The organism is Solemya velesiana gill symbiont (genome assembly GCF_002020805.1).
GTDB lineage: Bacteria > Pseudomonadota > Gammaproteobacteria > Chromatiales > Chromatiaceae > Sedimenticola_A.
This window is the reverse complement of record NZ_MPRJ01000055.1, coordinates 1-16,434: the sequence shown is the minus strand read 5'-3', so window position 1 is coordinate 16,434 and position 16,434 is coordinate 1. Positions and strand designations below refer to the sequence as shown.

Genomic DNA, 16,434 nt, shown 5'->3' with positions numbered 1-16,434 from the left:
CCGACATCTTTTGTGATACAAAATGGTGCTGTTTTATTTGCCATGCCTCATTATATCAAGCTACACAATTCGATTGTTAACTTTACGCGTGACCCACTAACGCCTAAGTTACCGGGGAAAGTTGAGCAATAGTGAAATTTGCGTCCTTGTTAACCATCATGCCACGATTTCAAGTACAGACCGCAGCATAGTCGACCCTTTTGGGGGTTAGTAACCAAACAAAGGCACCACAATTAGCGATAACAGTAAGCCAAAATGCAGATCGAAAAGACTGTTTTTTGGACTTGTGACGCAACTTCTGCTGAGCGATGAGCGCCCCCGGCAAACCACCAAAAAGCGAGAGCATATGCAGTGTGCTTTCCGGTGTGCGCCTGTTTCCTTTCAAGGCCGCCGACTTATCAAGGGCATAGGCAATGAAGGTTATTAGACTTACGACAAGATAGACGGCGAGTATCACAAGAGGTGCTTTCAGGGTGAAAACAGCTACAGCAACGAGTAAAAGAAAAATAGAGGCACCAACGATTGAGAATAGGCCACTAGATTTCTTGGTTTGTTGAGATAAACGGTCTACTGCCAACGCCGCCTTCTCTGCGCAAGGTCTACCTTGTTTATCGGTAGATAGAGCATAGGTAACAATTTGATTGACCTCGGGACGGGGACTGCGGTTGGTGAAGGCATTTATATGAATAAATATACGCTTACCCCTGCCGATAGGTTCGATGAATCCATAGCCCTTTTCGTCATTCCAAGAAGAGACTTTCCCTTTAGTTCGCATCTATTTTTTAATGGTTAGCAGGTGCTTATGTTGCAGGCTTCCATTATCGTGTATTGCCGCCGGCTCAGATAATGCGTTATGTAGCCAAAACTCTTAACGAATATTCTATTGCTACTCAGGAATAACTATTGATGGTGATCCGAAGGGCCAGCATCCTGCCGATGAATATTATTCCTTAGTTCTGCAAAGGCTATCAGAGAATTAAAAGCGTGCAAACCGTTTCTGGTTTTCTAGACAGTAAGACACAACCAAAGATTGGGTTAGTGAATCGCCACACCCGCAGGTTTGGTCTGGGCCATCTCCAGGTCCTGTTCCGAGGCGGCTACCAGGTCCCACTCGGCCTTGGCGGCGCCCTCTTCGAGCAGCTTGATGAAGACGAACAGCAGGTCCTTGGTCAGGTTGAGGTTGATGTTTCTGCCGTCGGGCAGGCCGAGGGCGAGGGCGATCAGGTCGCCGGTGGGTTTGTACTCGATCTTGGTGACCAGCACGGGCTCTTCGCCCAGGGGATGGGTGGTGGCGGATTGGTCGTATTCGGTTTCGAAGTCGGCACCTTCGAGAGCGGCGTCGCGCTGAAATGACTGCATCGCTTGTTGGGCATCAGCCGAGTCGGCACCTGCCTGGTTCTGGGTGGCCAGCTTGCCGAGTATGCCCAGCAGCAGGCGGGTGTAACGGCGTGTGAGCCAGGCCTTGATCTCGCTGTTGTCGTCGGCGCGCACGCTGAGGACCAGGCGGTCTTCCTGGGGATTGAATTGCACGTTGATCTGGTGCAGGTTTGCCACGGGTACTTCTCCGATGCAGGTCTGATCGCGAACAAGTTCGCTCCTACATACATAATAATAACCGAGGTGTGGGGTTATTTCGCCCTTGTTGGGGGTGGGTGTTTTTTTAGTTGTGGGCCTTTGGCCGAATTATATTTTGATTCCCCTCACCCTGACCCTCTCCCCACTTGGGGAGAGGGGGCGTTGTTTTCAGGGGAGTGTTAGCCGAGAGCTATTTCTTCTTCTTTGCCCGGGGATGGGCCTTGTCGTAGACCTGGGCCAGGTGCTGGAAGTCGAGGTGGGTGTAGATCTGGGTGGTGCTGATGTCGGCGTGACCCAGCAGTTCCTGCACGGCGCGCAGGTCTCCTGAGGACTCCAGCAGGTGGCTGGCGAACGAGTGGCGCAGCATGTGGGGGTGGATGTTGCGGGGGATGCCCTGCTTGATGGCCCAGCGCTTCATGCGGTCCTGGATGGTGCGGGGGTTGATGCGCTTGCCCCGCGTGCCCACGAACAGGGCGGTCTCGTCCATGGCGGCGATGTCGCCCCTCACCTCAAGCCAGGCCCTGATCGCCTCCTGTGCCTTGCGCCCCACGGGCACCCGGCGGGTCTTTGAGCCCTTGCCGGTGACCTCCAGGGTGGTGTCGTTGAAGTCGATGTCACGAGTATCCAGGGAGACCAGCTCCGCCAGGCGCAGGCCGGAGGAGTAGAAGAGCTCCATGATGGCGAGATCCCGCAGCTCGATGGGATCGTCGGCCGGGGCGTCGAGCATGCGGCCGAGCTGATCGGCATCCAGGGTGGCGGGTAGTTTGCGCTGTACCTTGGGGGCGCGGACGCCGGTTGCCGGGTTACTCTCGGCCTGGTCTTCGCGCAGCAGGTACCGAAACAGGCTGCGCAGGGAGGAGAGTTCCCGCTGTAGGCTTTTTCCGGAGATGCCCTTGCGGTGGCGGCTGGCCACGTAGGCGCGTACCTGGTGCTGGGTCAGATCGGACCAGCGGTTGAGTTGGTTCTCCACGCACCAGGCCTTGGTTCTTTCCAGGTCACGGGCGTAGTTGGAGAGGGTGTTGTCAGCAAGGTGGCGTTCAAGGCGCAGGTGGTCCAGAAAGCGTTCAATCCACTCCTGGAGCGTACCGTGGTCGGCGCCCATCAGAATCCCGGTTCGGAGACCACTTCCAGTGTCTTGCTGATGATCTCACCCAGGCGGGAGAGGTAGTCGGTACCCATGCCGGGGTGGAAGCGGTGTTCGCTGTGACTGCCGATGGCCAGCAGGCCCTGGATGCCTTCGCCCATGATCGGGATCAGGGCGGTGGACTGGATATCGTCGGCCTGGGCGCCGAACAGGTAGCTGAGCTGGTCCTGTTGCAGGCGGCCGCAGCGGGGTATGGCGCTGTTGATGAAGTCGCGAAAGCCGTCCAGGTCGGGGTTGGCGTCGCCGTTGGTCTCGGCGTGATCGAAGAGATGGAGCTCAACCGCCTCGGCCTGGAAGTCGTCGTGCAGCTTGTCCTCGAGGACGTTCACCACCTCGTCGAAGTTCAGGGTATCGATCAGGGAGAGGGTGAGATTGTGCAGCCGGTCATTGAGCAGTTCGTTTTCCCTGGCGACTGCCACGAAATCGTGGAGCTGCTGTTTCTGCTGCTCGTTCTGCTCCCGCAGGGTCCGTACCTGGCGCTCGATCAGGGAGACTGCATCGCCGCTTGAGTGGGATAGCTCCAGCTCCTGGAGCAGTTCCGGGTTGCGGTCGAAGAAGTCCGGGTTCGACTTCAGGTAGTCGATGATGGACTGTTCAGTATCTTCTTCTGTGGTTGCCTGGTTTGGCTGGGAACTCATAGCTCAACTCTTCCTTCGTAGACGCTTTCTGCCGGCCCGCTCATCCAGACGGGCTCTTCTCCTCCCTGCCACTGTATCACAAGTTGGCCTCCGGGCAGGGCAACCTTTACCTGTTCATCGAGCAGGCCCTGGATCTGGCCCGCCACCACCGCGGCGCAGGCGCCGGTGCCGCAGGCCAGGGTCTCCTCCGCGCCTCGTTCGAAGACCCGCAGGCGGATGCGGTCTCTTGCCTGGACCTCCATGAATCCCACGTTGACGCGCTGGGGGAAGCGGGGATGGCGCTCCATCACCGGGCCGAGTCGCTCCACGGGAGCCTGGTCCACATTCTCAACCAGCAGCACGGCATGGGGATTGCCCATGGAGACTGCGGCGATCTGCAGCGCTTCGCCGCCGGCTTCGATGGCGTAGTTCGTCGCCTGGGCCTCGGCCTGGAAAGGGATCTGCCCAGGCACCAGGACCGGTGGGCCCATATTGATCCGCACCGAGCCGTCCTCCTCGATAAAGAGACGAATATTGCCGGAGTGGGTGCCTACATCGATCTCGTTCTTGTCGGTGAGCCCCTTGTCGCGCACGAAACGGGCGAAGCAGCGGGCACCGTTGCCGCACTGTTCCACCTCGGAGCCGTCGGAGTTGAAGATCCGGTAGTAGAAATCGGTGGCGCTGTCCCGGGGGCGCTCCACCAGCAGGACCTGGTCGCAGCCCACGCCAAAGCGCCGGTCGCCGAGGAAGCGGCACTGTTCAGGGGTCAGCTGCACGTCCTGGTTGATAGCGTCCACCACCACGAAGTCGTTGCCCAGGCCGTGCATTTTTGTGAATTCGAGGATCATCGGGATAGGTTACCGGATTCGGGGGAATGCGGAAATGTGTTTTAGGGGGCAGGTGAACAGGGGGGTAGGAGCGAACTTGTTCGCGATTATCGATTGTAAATCGATTCAGGTGTCCAAACTGGCCTGCGGCCAATGGTCGAGAACAAGTTCGCTCCTGCAGATGGGGCGGATTCAGGGCAGGACGCTTTCGTCCCTGTAGAGTTCTTCGATGGTTTCGCGCTTGCGCACCAAGTGTACCTGGTCGCCGTCCACCATTACTTCCGGCACCCGGGGGCGGGTGTTGTAGTTTGAGCTCATGGTGAAGCCGTAGGCGCCACTTGAGCGCACCGCCAGCAGGTCGCCTTCCGCCAGGGAGAGCTTGCGCTCCTTGCCGAGGAAATCGCCCGTCTCGCAGATAGGCCCCACCAAGTCGTAGGTCCCCATTTGGCCGCTGTTGTCATTGACCACGGGGATGATCTCCTGGTGCGCCTGGTAGAGGGTGGGGCGCAGCAGGTCGTTCATGGCGGCATCGATCAGGGCGAAATCCTTCTGCTCGGTATGCTTCAGGTACTCCACCCGGGTCAGAAGAACGCCGGCGTTGCCGGCGATGGCACGACCCGGTTCGATGAAGATCTCGTACTTCACTTCACCCAGGCGATCGGCCATGGCCTGCGCATACTCAGCGGGTTCCGGTGGCTGCTCGTCGGTGTAGCGAATGCCCAGGCCGCCCCCCAGGTCCAGGTGGTCGATGTGGATGCCTTCGCTTTCAAGGGTTTCCACCAGGGCCATGAGTCGGTCCAGGGCGTCCAGGAAGGGCTCCACCTGGGTGAGCTGGGAACCGATGTGGCAGTCCACGCCGGAGATCTCCAGGTTCGGCAGTTCTGCGGCGCGCCGGTAGACCTCCAGCGCCTGGTCGATGTCGACGCCGAACTTGTTCTCCTTGAGGCCGGTGGATATGTAGGGGTGGGTCTTGGCGTCCACGTCGGGATTGACGCGCAGTGCCACCGGGGCGCGCACACCCATCTCTCCCGCCACCTGGTCGAGCCGTTCAAGCTCGGCGGCGGACTCCACGTTGAAGCAGCGAATGCCCACTTCCAATGCGCGGCGCATCTCGTCAGCCCGCTTGCCGACACCGGAGAAGAGTACCTTGCCGGGATCACCGCCGGCGGCCAGTACCCGCTCCAGCTCTCCCACGGAGACGATATCGAAACCGGAGCCGAGACGTGCCAGCAAATTCAGAACCGCCAGGTTGGAGTTTGCCTTGACCGCGAAGCAGACCAGGTGGGGATGTCCTTCGAAAGCATTGTCGAAGGCGTGCCAGTGCCGCTCCAGCGTGGCGCGGGAGTAGGCATAGCAGGGGGTGCCGTAGGTCTCGGCGATCTTATCCAGGGGTACCTCTTCGGCATACAGCCGGTCACCCCGGTACTGAAAATGGTCCATCAGCTTTTGGTCTTATCTTCTTCGGTTGCTTGTTGTTCGGTTTCCCGGGGCTGCTCGACGGTCTCGTCGGGCAGGTAGAGGTCGCCTTTCTGGCCGCAGGCGGAGAGCATACTGCCCGTGCCCAGTACGGCAATCACGAACCAGAGTAGATAGCGTGGCCAGCAATGCATGGTCGGCTTTCTCCAAGAGTTGTTGCAAAGCGGGCAGTATAAACCCTGGAGAGGGATAACTCATCCACCGGGGTTGTCGACTTGGCGCTTAGGCTTGTTGAGGCTGGGGTCCTACGCGGAATAGATCTGCTGCAGTGCCTGGTTGAGCCGTCCCTCCAGGCGTTTCTTATACTTCAGCAGGTCGATGGTGGACCAGCTGCGCTCCACCGCCGAGCCGGAGAGTTCAAGTGCGGTCAGGTAGATGGGGTAGGTCTGGCGGTTTTTTCGCTGGGACAGGATGTGCCTGGCAACGGTCTCGTAGATGCCCTGGCCCAGGTCGAGGGAGCTGTATTCTGCTTCGCCGCAGCTCAGGACAAAGGGCGTCAGGTTCAGGTCCAGACCGCTGCTGGTAACGCGCAGTTCGAGATAGTTCTCGGGCAAATGCCGGGTGGAGAGGCGGCGTTTCTGGGTCGTAAATTTGCCTTCATGGGATTTGTTGATGCGGTAGAACCGGGGTTCCTGGAGCAGTGTCGGGTCTGAGGGCTCGTCCGCCAGCAGGTTGTGCAACAGCATAAGGCCGTTGAAGAAGCGTTGCTGTTGGGCGACCAGGTAGTGTTCGTCGGTGCCCTGCAGTCGTTGGTGGAAGAGGGAGCCGTTCTCATCCAGCACGAATATTTCGCTCAGTTGTTTTCCGGTGATGTAGAAGACCTGGACTACGCCTTCCTTGTTGGATCGGTAGATCGCGGGCAACGGTGTGGAGGCCAGGGCATAACGGTCCACGCATACCGGTCTGAAATTCTCATTCGGCAGGGAGAGCGTCTCCAGCAGTTCATTCCAGGAGTTGATCTGAAAGTGGCTGTATCCGTCCCGCTTGGACTGGATCATGTAGTAGCCATCACCCCCTTGCATCACGTAGCGGCTGTTGATGCCGGGACCCTTGGGGCCGAAGCAGTGGCAGACATCATTGAACAGTTCCTCGATGCGCTTGGCAATGCCTTCCGCCCGGATCGATGAGAAGCTGTGGGCGGTAACTGTTGGCGAGGGATATCCGTGGTTGGCGGTCAGGGTCAGGCGCATGTAGTTGCACAGGCTTTCAAGCAGGCCGTCGAGCCCGGAATAGCGTGATGCCAGGTGCTCGCCCCAGCTGGTCTGTACAAGCAGGTCGATGCTTTCAATCAGCGCCGAATGGGCAGAACCAAAGCTGAGGGGGTCGCTGCGGTTGGATGTCAGCTGCTTGCCTTCCTTGGAGAGCCGGGCCATGGGGTCGGTGCCGATATTCGGGAACAGCAGGCAGGCGTTTGCGAAGGGCTGGGCCTCCAGCTGTTCAATGTGGATGTCGTGATCGAAGTGGAGACTGTAGTGGCTGCGGATGGTGTTGAGCAGGGCGTACAGCTCTTCCGGTTGTACATGGCAGTCCATGGGGTGGATTCGAATCTTCGTGCCCCGGTCCACGACCTTGTTGAGGTGGCACCAGGTGAGCATCTCTATGAGACCGGCCGTGGTTTTCACCGGCCGTATCATCTCCGCTTCAAGCTCACCAACATCCCCCAGGTAGAGGTGCCAGTTGTGTTCTCCCGATCGGCCGCGTGTGTAGTGGATAGAGATCTGGTGTTCGACCAAGTTTACCGATATGCCCGGGTTTATCAGGTCGACCTTTCCAGGCCGCTTCTCCAGGGTGGTATAGAGCTTGCGCCCAAGCAGACTGAGTTCCCTGGGATCGATGCCGCGCCCCTTGGTGAAGGCCCTGGCAAAATTGGTCAGCAGGCGGTAGCTGCTGGTCAGCTCGCGTACCAGGATGTTGCGCTCTTCCAGCACCTTGTCGATTTTCCAGTTGGCCCGGGAGTCGAGGGTGACCAGTTTTGCCTGGTTCCAGTTCCACTCCGCGGTCAGGTCTTTCATCACCTCCCGCTGCCAACGCGCCTTCTTGAGTCGATAGGGCTTGCTCAGGGCCTGTTCGGCCTTGAAGTAGAGGCAGCGCCGGGCCAGGTCGAGCCGTTTCGGTTCATTGCGTTTTTGAAGAAACTGCTCCACTCGCCGGTACATCCGCATGTAAGGGTCGAGGTCCGTACTGTCAACGGCACCCTCATAAACCGCCCGCTTGGTCTCCTGGCAGAGCCAGCGGATATCCGGATAGTCCTGGGCATAGGATTCCGTGAGCAGCAGCTTGAGTATGGACTTGTAGGGCGACTCTACCCCCTTGTAGAGCTGCCAGTGTGCAGCACCGAAGAACTCATTGGGCGGCAATTTCTCCAGCCCCCCGAAATCGATAAACTCCAGTGGATCCACGAACCGTTTCTTTACCAGCATCTCGGCATATTGGCTGTAATCCGCCTCGTCTTCCGGGGGAATCATCCACCAGAGGGGATAGCGTCCGGCCAGCCATACGGCGGTGCGGTAGAACTCCTCCAGCAGCAGGTTGGGCTGGGCGGTGCCGCTGCTTTCATGTGAGAGCGCGTCGCGCTTGCCACTGCGGAAGGTATCCACGTTGACCAGGAAAATGTGTACTTCGAGGGTCAGTTCCGTGGCCCAGGCTTCAAGTTTTTCCACCTTTTCCCGTAGTGCCTTGACCTCTTTTTGACCCAGCTTGGGGTCGTAGCAGAGCCAGACGTCAAAATCGCTACCGGCCGTATGGGCTATGCTTCCGATGCTGCCCATCAGGTATAGCCCCTGAATCTGGAAGCTGCGCATGGCCCGCTTTTCGTAGGTGAAGCTGCGGCTGATGGATTTTGCCGCAAGGAGGGCATCACGGCCCGGTGTAAAGAGGGGTATGCCTGCCGGGGTTTCGGTATTGACGAAGCCGGGCAGCATGGGGTGATTGATGTGGAACAACAGGGGCAGCAGATCGAGAAACACCCGCTGTGCCGGACGCAGTTCGCCTTCGATGCGCAGGAGGCGTTTCTTGTGCACCCCCATGAAACGCTCGCGGACGATGTTGAGCTCTTTTCGGCCGATACCGTCCTTGTGGCTTATTGCACCGGCCATGCCGTGCCCCCTATGCAGTGTTTGCAGCGAGGTGCTCTTCCGAGACGAGCTCCTGCGCCGCTTTTTTCAGCAGCTTTCTTGCGTCATCTCCTTTTTGCCATTGAGCGGTACCAAAATGCAAGGCCAGGGACCTGTCGCTATGCTCATCGGGCAGGGATATTTCGGTAAATTCCGTCCTGATCTTGGTTATCAGCTGCTGGCATTCCTGCTGCTCGGTTTCCGGCAGGATGATGACGAACTTGTTGTGGGCCCAGCGGGCGATGGTGTCCACCCAGCGCAGCCGGTTGCGCAGGTGCCTGCTTACGGCCAGTATGATGTTGTCGTGCAGATCCTCTTCGGGTGAGTCGCTGTCGGTCAGCTCTGCGATGACCAGGCTCAGGGAATTGCCGTAGCGCCGGTTTCTCGTAACCTGGGCATTGAGTGAGCGGTTGAGCGCCCTTGTGTTGGCCAGGCCGGTCAGCTCGTCTGTGATGGCAAGTTCCTGCACCTGTTGCCGCAGCACACCGTTCTGCTCCTGCAGCCGGGTCAGTTCAGTTATGTCCAGGTAGTACCTGATGGTTTCACCCTCTGCTCCCTCGGTGGTGGTGCACTGCATAACGATTTCGGAATCGCCCTCGGTGCTGATCAGGTGTACAGGTCCGTCGCTACCCAGAAGGGCCTGAAGCGCGGTACTGGAGAGGCTGTTACGGTTGTGGCCGATGAGTTGCTCTGCTTTGAGGCCACACATCGACTCAAAGGTGGCATTGACCCAGCGCACCGTGCCGGTCGCATCCTGGACCAGGATCCCGCAGGGGCACTGCTCCAGGGCTGTTTGATTGGATTGGAATGCTTTATCCACGTCTTGATCCTCGCTATTCAGCGGGAATTTTATATCGCTGGTGCCGGTTTGGCGTAACCGGGGCACACCATTTTATGCGGCTGGCGCTGCAATTTCTTTAGATAAAAGCAGATTATTTGGCCTTGAGCAGGGCGACACCTATACTCAGGGGTAATTTCACGCCTTTTCAGGTCACGGTGATGAAACAACAGCAACTCAGGCACTGTCAGCCAATAAGCCCTGCAGAACCGCTGTGGCAGCGGGTGCCAACCCGTGATGCGGACGGACGGGCGCTGTTCGATTTTATGATGCTGATCCCCCGGCTCCGCTCGGCCCCCGAACAGCGTCGCAACGAGGTGCTCGAAGCGTTGCAGCAGGTGTTTGACGGGTTTGGCGACGAGGTGGTTTTCGCCGATCTGAATCTCAAAACCAATTTGCTTTGGGTCAGCCACAAGCCCCGTAAAGGCGCCATGCTGGAGCTGGCGGAGGCCGTCATCGCAAAGGTTCCGGAGGCCGTATTGATAGCCAACAAGGCAGAGGCCCAAATGGGTGCAAGGCGTATCGGCTGGAAGAGGCGGTTTGCCCGGAAACTGCTGACCTGAACGCGGGATCTAATCGTACTCGTCTGCCCGGCGAGCATCACCGTAAACGCGCTCCGCTGGATAACACTGCTCGCTGATGGCGATTTTTCGGTTGGCGACCTCCACCAGGTCGATGTCCAGGCGCTCGGCGCAACGGACCAGGTAGATCAGGATGTCGGCCAGCTCCAGGGTTACCTCCTCTTTCTTGTCTGCGGGCAGGTTCAGGCTCTGCTCCTCGCTGAGCCACTGGAAATGCTCCACCAGTTCCGCGCATTCAGCGCCATGGCCAGGTTTTTCGGTGAATGGAACTGTTCCCAGTCCCGTTCACGGGCGAATTCCAGCAAGCGTTGATTGAGTTGTTCCAGGGAGTCGGTGGGCATGTTCAAATCCTGACTGAAAAATTGTCTGTCACTGGCATAGCGTTGATTTTGTGCCACATTTAAAGAGCGCGGGCTGTTTTTCGGGGTGCGGTCGACGAAACCCGTGCCTCGAGCCTATTCCATAGTACAGGGAAAGAGCCTTTTTTGTCCGGCAGATCATGAGACAAAAACACCAAGATTTGAAGGATGCCATTCTCGAGGCAGCCGATGAACACTTTGCCCCTCTGGGTGCCGACCAGGAGGGGGTCGTCTCTTTTGGCCAGACGCTGGATGCGTTGCTGGAGCGTGAGCTGACAAAAGAGACCTCTGCCGAGGTGAAGACCATCACCATCGTACTGTCGGACCTGAGAGGTTTTACCGCCATGTCGGAAAGCTGCCAGGCCACCGAGGTGATCGCTTTGCTCAACCGTTACCTGGCGCGCATGTCGGAAATCATCATCGGCCATGGCGGGGTGATCGATAAGTTCATGGGGGATGCCATTCTCGCCCTGTTCGGTGTTCCCGAGGCCAGTGAGGATGATTTGGAGCGAGCCATTCGATGCGCTGTTGACATGCAGTGCGCAATGGACCAGATCAATCAGCAGAACGAAGCGGCGGGTCTTCCCTTCATCTTCATGGGGATTGGTATCAACACCGGCGAAGTGGCAGCTGGCAGTATCGGTTCCGATGTGCACAGGGAATACACGGTAATCGGTAACGAGGTAAATCTTGCCTCGCGAATCGAGGCCTACTCTCTGCGTGGCCAGATTCTACTCAGTGAGCAGTCCCGCCACCTGGTGGGGGATGCGGTGGAGACCGGTGAGGCCAACGAGGTTTATGTCAAAGGCAGGCGTGAACCGGTACGGCTTTACGAGTTGGCGGCAGTTCTGAAGCCGGAAAGGCTGTGCGTACCGCGCAGGGACCCTCGTCAAAGCCCTAGGATCCAGGTCAACATGCCACTGATGTTTCAGTGTGTTGAAGGCAAGGCAGTACTGCCGGAGAAGTATGAAGGCGAGGTGCTGGATATCAGTTACACGGGCATGCTTACCCGCGTGCCTCGCTATTTGCCGCCTTATGCCGAGATCAAGATCACCCTCTCATTGTCAATGATGGCGGGGGAGACGGCAGCTGTTTACGCCAAGGTGTTGCGTTCGGTAAAGACCGACAACAGTTATGAGAGCAGCGTGGAATTTACCGGTCTCGGCGCCGATGCCCAGAAGGCGATCAAGTATTTCATCGACCGGATTATCGGTAGTGGGTAGAGCCCGGTCAGCATCTGCCGACCTGTTTAGTGGTCTAGACTTGAGTTAGGAGTATCTCTTCCCCTCTCGGGTGGGGGCGGTTAATGACACTATGGAATGACGTTTTAGGGAGTCAGTTTGATGTCCTCTTTGAATGATTTTCTGCGGCTCATGGTGGAGCGCAGCGCATCCGATCTTTTCTTCAGTGCCGGCTCGCCCCTGCACATCAAGATCGATGAGCAGATCCAGCCGGTGAACGACGAGCCGCTGGTCCCTGATGGGATCTCCCAACTGGCAGATGTGATGATGGATGATGAACAGAGGGCGCATTTTGCTGAAAAACCGGAAATGAACCTCGGCCTCTCTCTCCCTGGAGTCGGCCGGTTCAGGGTCAATATCTTTCGTCAGCGGGGTGCGGTATCGATTGTTGTGAGGTACCTGCATGACATTATTCCCACCATAGAGGAGCTGAACCTCCCCCTCATCCTCAAGGAACTGGCCCTGAAAAAAACGTGGGCTGGTGTTGATGGTGGGTGCTACCGGTGCGGGCAAATCCACCAGCCTAGCATCGATGATCGACTACCGTAACGAAAATACCCGAAGCCATATTCTCACCATCGAAGAACCCATTGAGTATCTGCATCGTTACAAGCGTTCCATTGTCAACCAGCGCGAAATAGGATTTGACACGGACTGCTATGACGATGCACTGAAGAATGCGATGCGTGAGGCGTCGGATGTGATTCTGATCGGTGAGATCAGGGATCGCGATACCATGCAGCATGCCATCTCCTATGCCGAGACCGGCCATCTCTGTCTCGCCACCCTGCATGCGACCAATTCGAACACCGCCCTGCAGCGCATCGTTAATTTTTTCCTGAGGTGATGCGCGACTTGATCCTGATGGATCTCTCCAACAACCTTGAGGCGATCGTCTCCCAGCGCCTGGTCCAGGGACTTGATGCCAAGCGGATGCCGGCAGTGGAGGTGCTGTTGGCGAGCTCCTACGTTAGGGACCTGGTCCGCAAGGGGCAGATAGACGAGATTCGCGAGGCGATGGAGAAGAGCACCGAAGCCGGCATGCAGTCTTTCGACCAGTCACTGTTCGATCTATACCAGCATGGGCTGGTCTCGGTAGAGGAGGTAATGGCCAATGCGGAATCCTCCTCGAACCTCAACGTGATGATCAAGCTGAGCAAGGGGCAGATTTAGCGCCGGTTATACGGCTGCCTTGAGGCGGTCTGTGACCTGGCTTAACAATTCATTGGGTGAATCGTAGGGGTAGGGTGACGCCTGCCCACACCCCCATACCGGGCCGGGCCAGCAGGCGTCATCGTGCCTCCTCGCCACCACGTGCCAGTGCAGTTGAGGCACCAGGTTGCCGAGGGCTCCGATGTTTATTTTATCGGCCCTGGTGATCTCCAGTAGCAGGCGTGACGCCAGGCTGCTTTCGGCCATCAATTGCTGTTGATCTTTCCTGTCGAGCTGGTGAACTTCGGTTACATCGTTCCGGCGCGGCACCAGGATGAGCCAGGGGAACCGGCTGTCGTTCAACAGCCGGACCTCGCAAAGCTCGAGGTTGGCCACTGCCAGGGTGTCTGCAGCCAGCCTGGGGTGAAGTTCGAATAGTGTGGTTGTTGCGTTCTCTTTCTGCATGGCTCCAATTGTAATCAATGGGGGGTATAGTGGTCAGAATAGTAATGATCATATTCTATTATGATGCTGGCTTAACAGTAGGTCATTGAGCAATGAAAACTATCGGATTACTGGGTGGTATGAGCTGGGAGTCCACTCTCAGTTACTACAAAGCCATCAACGAGGGAATGAAGGAGCGCCTGGGTGGTCTCCATTCGGCGAAGATCCATCTCTACAGTGTCGACTTTGCGGAGATCGAGCGATCTCCAGCATGCAGGGGACTGGGAAGCAACCGCCGAGATACTCTGTGATGGCGCACGCAGAATCGACTATGCAGGTGCGGATTTTCTCCTGATCTGCACCAACACCATGCACAAGGTGGCCTCCGAGATGGAAGCGGCGCTCTCGATCCCTTTGGTGCATATCGTGGACGCAACCGCGGAGGCCCTGGACCGGCAGGGTGTCAAGCGTGTCGGGCTTCTGGGTACGAAGTTCACCATGGCAGAGCAGTTTTACAAGGGGCGCCTTGAAGAGAAATTTGGTGTCGATGTGGTGGTGCCAAAATCAGCCGACCAGGACTGGGTGCACAATGTGATCTACCAGGAGCTGTGCTGCGGGACCGTGGATGAGCGTTCCAGGAAAGAGTTCCTGTCGATCATCAATGGCTTGGGCAACGAGGGTGCGGAAGGGATTATTCTCGGCTGTACCGAGATTGCACTGCTGGTGCAGCAATCCCATACCGTGGTTCCGCTGTTCGATACCACCGCGCTCCATGCAGCCAAGGCGGTCGAGCTGGCCCTTGCTGAATGAATGGGGATTTTTTCTTGGTGAGTACAAAGCGAAAAGCCATTACCACCCTCTTTATACTCTCTCTCAGCCTGGTGTTCGGCCTGCTTTCCCAGACCCGGCTGCCACTGGTGGATGCCACGGCAGAGGGGTATTTCACTGACGCTTTGAAAGACGAGGCCCTGGCATATGCCGCAATCCGTGGCGTCAATGCGGTGGTCTCTGTTTTGAAGGAGTCTGAGGTCGTGGTCTCTCCTGTTGGGGTTGGGGTGAATATTGCCGTTGGACAGATTCTCGACCCCATCGATAATATGACAGAGCGCGCTTCATCCCTGTTGGTGACCGCGATAATTGCACTGGGGCTTCAGAAACTGGCTTTCGAAGTCGGGGGGGCTGCCTCCTTCCAGCTGATTGCTCTACTGCTACTGATCACGATTCCCCCTGTTTGGATGCAAAAGAGTGGTTCGGCCTGGATCCCGGTGTTGCTGAAAGGCGTGGTCGTTTTGTTGCTCTTGAGGCTGTTGCTGCCCATCTCCTCCTATGCCAGTAATGCTCTCCATGAAGCGGTTTTTCAACCGAGAATCGATGAAGCCAGGGAGAGCCTTTCGGTTGTTTCGTCGCGCTATGATTCACTGAATACCTTGAAGAAGGGTGATGAGGAGGGCTTTTTCTCCTCGATTGTCGGCAAGGCCAACCAGCAGGTGGAGGATGCAAGGCACACCTTCGAGCATGTCGCTGAGAATGTGGAACAGATCGTCAGTGCGCTACTCGAACTGGCAACACTGTATGTTGCCCTGTTTCTGGTCCAGGTCCTTGCGATACCGATTTTCACCCTCTGGCTGATAGTCCTCTTGGTGAGGCAGTCGAACGGGTTGCGCACTGAAAAACTAATAGCTGGTTGATCATGGGGGTGGAGTTTAATTGTCCCATTATCTGAACCTGCCGCGTTTTACGAATAAGGAGAAAACATGCTGGATACAGGTACCGGTCTGATCGGCCTGCTGATACTGATTGCCGATATTTACGCCATCATCAAGATTGTACAAAGCGCGTCGTCGACGCTCTCCAAGGCGATTTGGATAGTGATTGTCCTCTTCTTCCCGGTGATCGGCTTGGTTGCCTGGTTCCTGATCGGGCCAAAAGGCACATAGCGCCCTGTTTGACATTTTTCTGTAACCACGGTGAAACATGGGCTGGGGAGTGCTAGGCTTTACAAGCCCCATGCAACTAAAGGAGATCTGTCATGGCGAAGAAGAAAGCCAAGAAAAAATCATCGAAGAAAGATGAGAAGCTGAAAAAGGTGAAAAAAGCCAAAGCGGTAAAGAAGGCCAAAAAGGCCAAGGCAGCTAAAAAGGCCAAAAAAGCCAAGAAAGCATCAAAGGTCAAAAAATCCAAGAAGTCCGCAAAGTCGAAGAAGACCAAGAAAGGCAAGAAGAAGTAGCGGTAGCTCGTCCTTCCGTTGCTTGCCTTGCAGGCAATGGAAGGTTGAAAGCGCTCACCATGTCCGACGCTTTGCTTCAATCCATCCCGGGCTACCTGGCGCTCACGGATAACATCTCAACCTCCGGCCAGCCTGATGAAAATGCTTTTCATGCCATAGCCGAGGCAGGTTTCGAAATCGTTATAAATCTCGCGCTTAACGATTCAGATAATGCCCTGGAGGATGAAGAGGGGTTGGTGACCTCCCTGGGGATGCAGTACATCCATATTCCCGTTGAATTCGACCGACCAGCCAGTGAAGATCTGGATGCTTTCATCCAGGCCGTGAGCGCCAACTGGAAAAAGCGGTTGTTCATCCACTGTGCAATAAATATGCGGGTTTCCGCTTTCATGACCCTTTACCGGATCTGTTGTCTCGGCTGGTACCCGGAGGCGGCATTGTCGGAGATACGCAGGATCTGGGAGCCGGATGCGGTCTGGCAACAGTTTATCGAAGAACAGATAGCGCAACGCCGCGATAATTGATCACAAGGAGAGCGTGATGCTCACTCGGCGACAACAGGATGCCTACGATGCATTCTATGCATCGACCCACGACAATGAATATCTCGATACCCGAACTGAGCTGCTGGTAGGGCTTGCCGCAGCGATAGCCATGAGTTGTCAGCCCTGCGTCAATTAGTATTTGAAGAGCGCGAAGAAGGCCGGTATCTCCAAGGGCGAAATTTCGGAAGTGCTAGTTGGTCACGCGTAAAGTTAACAATCGAATTGTGTAGCTTGATATAATGAGGCATGGCAAATAAAGCAGCACCATTTTGTATCACAAAAGATGTCGGAGAAG

20 protein-coding genes and 2 pseudogenes are annotated in these 16,434 nt (G+C 56.8%); 11 read left to right on the top strand and 11 right to left on the bottom strand.

Going from position 1 to position 16,434, the window contains the following annotated elements; translation table 11 throughout:
- Positions 1-169: 169 nt before the first annotated feature.
- The 9 genes from BOW53_RS09010 to BOW53_RS08970 form a co-directional block, all read right to left on the bottom strand.
- A complete protein-coding gene (locus tag BOW53_RS09010; RefSeq protein WP_078487668.1) occupies positions 170-775 on the bottom strand; it encodes a DUF1294 domain-containing protein in 606 nt (201 codons plus the stop codon).
- Between the two features lie 260 nt (positions 776-1,035).
- Entirely contained in the window at positions 1,036-1,554 is a 519-nt protein-coding gene (locus tag BOW53_RS09005) for a hypothetical protein (protein WP_078487667.1), read from the bottom strand.
- 211 nt (positions 1,555-1,765) lie between these two features.
- Entirely contained in the window at positions 1,766-2,677 is a 912-nt protein-coding gene (gene xerC, locus BOW53_RS09000) for a tyrosine recombinase XerC (protein WP_078487666.1), read from the bottom strand.
- Positions 2,677-3,357 (bottom strand): DUF484 family protein, encoded by a 681-nt coding sequence (locus tag BOW53_RS08995; RefSeq protein WP_078487665.1) that lies wholly within the window; start codon positions 3,355-3,357, stop codon positions 2,677-2,679. Before BOW53_RS08995 ends, xerC begins: the two co-directional genes overlap by 1 nt.
- The gene (gene dapF / locus BOW53_RS08990) at positions 3,354-4,184 is read right to left on the bottom strand and encodes a diaminopimelate epimerase (RefSeq protein ID WP_078487664.1); all 831 of its coding nucleotides are present in this window, start codon (positions 4,182-4,184) and stop codon (positions 3,354-3,356) included. The genes BOW53_RS08995 and dapF overlap by 4 nt, the downstream gene beginning before the upstream one ends.
- Positions 4,185-4,355: 171 nt before the next feature.
- Positions 4,356-5,603, bottom strand: a complete 1,248-nt coding sequence (lysA, locus tag BOW53_RS08985) for a diaminopimelate decarboxylase (RefSeq protein ID WP_078487663.1) — start codon at positions 5,601-5,603, stop codon at positions 4,356-4,358.
- Positions 5,603-5,773 (bottom strand): LPS translocon maturation chaperone LptM, encoded by a 171-nt coding sequence (gene lptM / locus BOW53_RS08980; RefSeq protein ID WP_078487662.1) that lies wholly within the window; start codon positions 5,771-5,773, stop codon positions 5,603-5,605. Before lptM ends, lysA begins: the two co-directional genes overlap by 1 nt.
- A gap of 111 nt (positions 5,774-5,884) precedes the next feature.
- Positions 5,885-8,734 (bottom strand): class I adenylate cyclase, encoded by a 2,850-nt coding sequence (locus BOW53_RS08975; RefSeq protein ID WP_078487661.1) that lies wholly within the window; start codon positions 8,732-8,734, stop codon positions 5,885-5,887.
- A gap of 10 nt (positions 8,735-8,744) precedes the next feature.
- Positions 8,745-9,572, bottom strand: coding sequence for a sensor domain-containing diguanylate cyclase (locus BOW53_RS08970; protein WP_172838843.1), 828 nt, complete (start codon positions 9,570-9,572; stop codon positions 8,745-8,747).
- 179 nt (positions 9,573-9,751) lie between these two features.
- Here BOW53_RS08970 and BOW53_RS08965 point away from each other — a divergent pair, with 179 nt between their 5' ends.
- Positions 9,752-10,153, top strand: coding sequence for a hypothetical protein (locus BOW53_RS08965; protein WP_078487659.1), 402 nt, complete (start codon positions 9,752-9,754; stop codon positions 10,151-10,153).
- Positions 10,154-10,162: 9 nt separating this feature from the next.
- On the opposite strand, the pseudogene BOW53_RS08960 reads toward BOW53_RS08965, so the two are convergent.
- A pseudogene (locus tag BOW53_RS08960) lies at positions 10,163-10,512 on the bottom strand (nucleotide pyrophosphohydrolase).
- Positions 10,513-10,670: 158 nt separating this feature from the next.
- Between BOW53_RS08960 and BOW53_RS08955 the strand changes: the two are divergent.
- From BOW53_RS08955 to BOW53_RS13735, 4 genes are all read left to right on the top strand, one after another.
- Positions 10,671-11,753, top strand: a complete 1,083-nt coding sequence (locus BOW53_RS08955; protein ID WP_078487658.1) for an adenylate/guanylate cyclase domain-containing protein — start codon at positions 10,671-10,673, stop codon at positions 11,751-11,753.
- A 120-nt stretch (positions 11,754-11,873) separates the two neighbouring features.
- The gene (locus BOW53_RS13745; protein WP_342748428.1) at positions 11,874-12,320 is read left to right on the top strand and encodes a hypothetical protein; all 447 of its coding nucleotides are present in this window, start codon (positions 11,874-11,876) and stop codon (positions 12,318-12,320) included.
- Positions 12,259-12,618 (top strand): ATPase, T2SS/T4P/T4SS family, encoded by a 360-nt coding sequence (locus BOW53_RS13740; protein ID WP_342748427.1) that lies wholly within the window; start codon positions 12,259-12,261, stop codon positions 12,616-12,618. Before BOW53_RS13745 ends, BOW53_RS13740 begins: the two co-directional genes overlap by 62 nt.
- Positions 12,618-12,944 carry a hypothetical protein gene (locus BOW53_RS13735; RefSeq protein WP_342748426.1) on the top strand — a complete coding sequence of 109 codons (327 nt, stop codon included), beginning with the start codon at positions 12,618-12,620 and terminating at the stop codon, positions 12,942-12,944. Before BOW53_RS13740 ends, BOW53_RS13735 begins: the two co-directional genes overlap by 1 nt.
- A 6-nt stretch (positions 12,945-12,950) precedes the next feature.
- Here BOW53_RS13735 and BOW53_RS08945 read toward each other — a convergent pair whose 3' ends face one another.
- Complete coding sequence (locus tag BOW53_RS08945; RefSeq protein ID WP_078487657.1) at positions 12,951-13,388, bottom strand: HIT domain-containing protein; 438 nt, start codon at positions 13,386-13,388, stop codon at positions 12,951-12,953.
- A 92-nt stretch (positions 13,389-13,480) separates the two neighbouring features.
- Here BOW53_RS08945 and BOW53_RS08940 point away from each other — a divergent pair.
- From BOW53_RS08940 to BOW53_RS12805, 6 genes and pseudogenes are all read left to right on the top strand, one after another.
- A pseudogene (locus BOW53_RS08940) lies at positions 13,481-14,177 on the top strand (aspartate/glutamate racemase family protein).
- A gap of 17 nt (positions 14,178-14,194) precedes the next feature.
- Positions 14,195-15,055, top strand: a complete 861-nt coding sequence (locus tag BOW53_RS08935; RefSeq protein ID WP_135607056.1) for a hypothetical protein — start codon at positions 14,195-14,197, stop codon at positions 15,053-15,055.
- 66 nt (positions 15,056-15,121) lie between these two features.
- Positions 15,122-15,304 carry a PLDc N-terminal domain-containing protein gene (locus BOW53_RS08930; RefSeq protein WP_078487655.1) on the top strand — a complete coding sequence of 61 codons (183 nt, stop codon included), beginning with the start codon at positions 15,122-15,124 and terminating at the stop codon, positions 15,302-15,304.
- Between the two features lie 92 nt (positions 15,305-15,396).
- Positions 15,397-15,594, top strand: coding sequence for a hypothetical protein (locus tag BOW53_RS08925; protein WP_078487654.1), 198 nt, complete (start codon positions 15,397-15,399; stop codon positions 15,592-15,594).
- A 59-nt stretch (positions 15,595-15,653) separates the two neighbouring features.
- Positions 15,654-16,118 carry a protein tyrosine phosphatase family protein gene (locus BOW53_RS08920; protein WP_078487653.1) on the top strand — a complete coding sequence of 155 codons (465 nt, stop codon included), beginning with the start codon at positions 15,654-15,656 and terminating at the stop codon, positions 16,116-16,118.
- Positions 16,119-16,134: 16 nt separating this feature from the next.
- On the top strand, positions 16,135-16,275 hold the full coding sequence (locus tag BOW53_RS12805) for a carboxymuconolactone decarboxylase family protein (protein ID WP_172838842.1): 141 nt from the start codon (positions 16,135-16,137) through the stop codon (positions 16,273-16,275).
- The last annotated feature ends 159 nt before the right edge of the window (positions 16,276-16,434 follow it).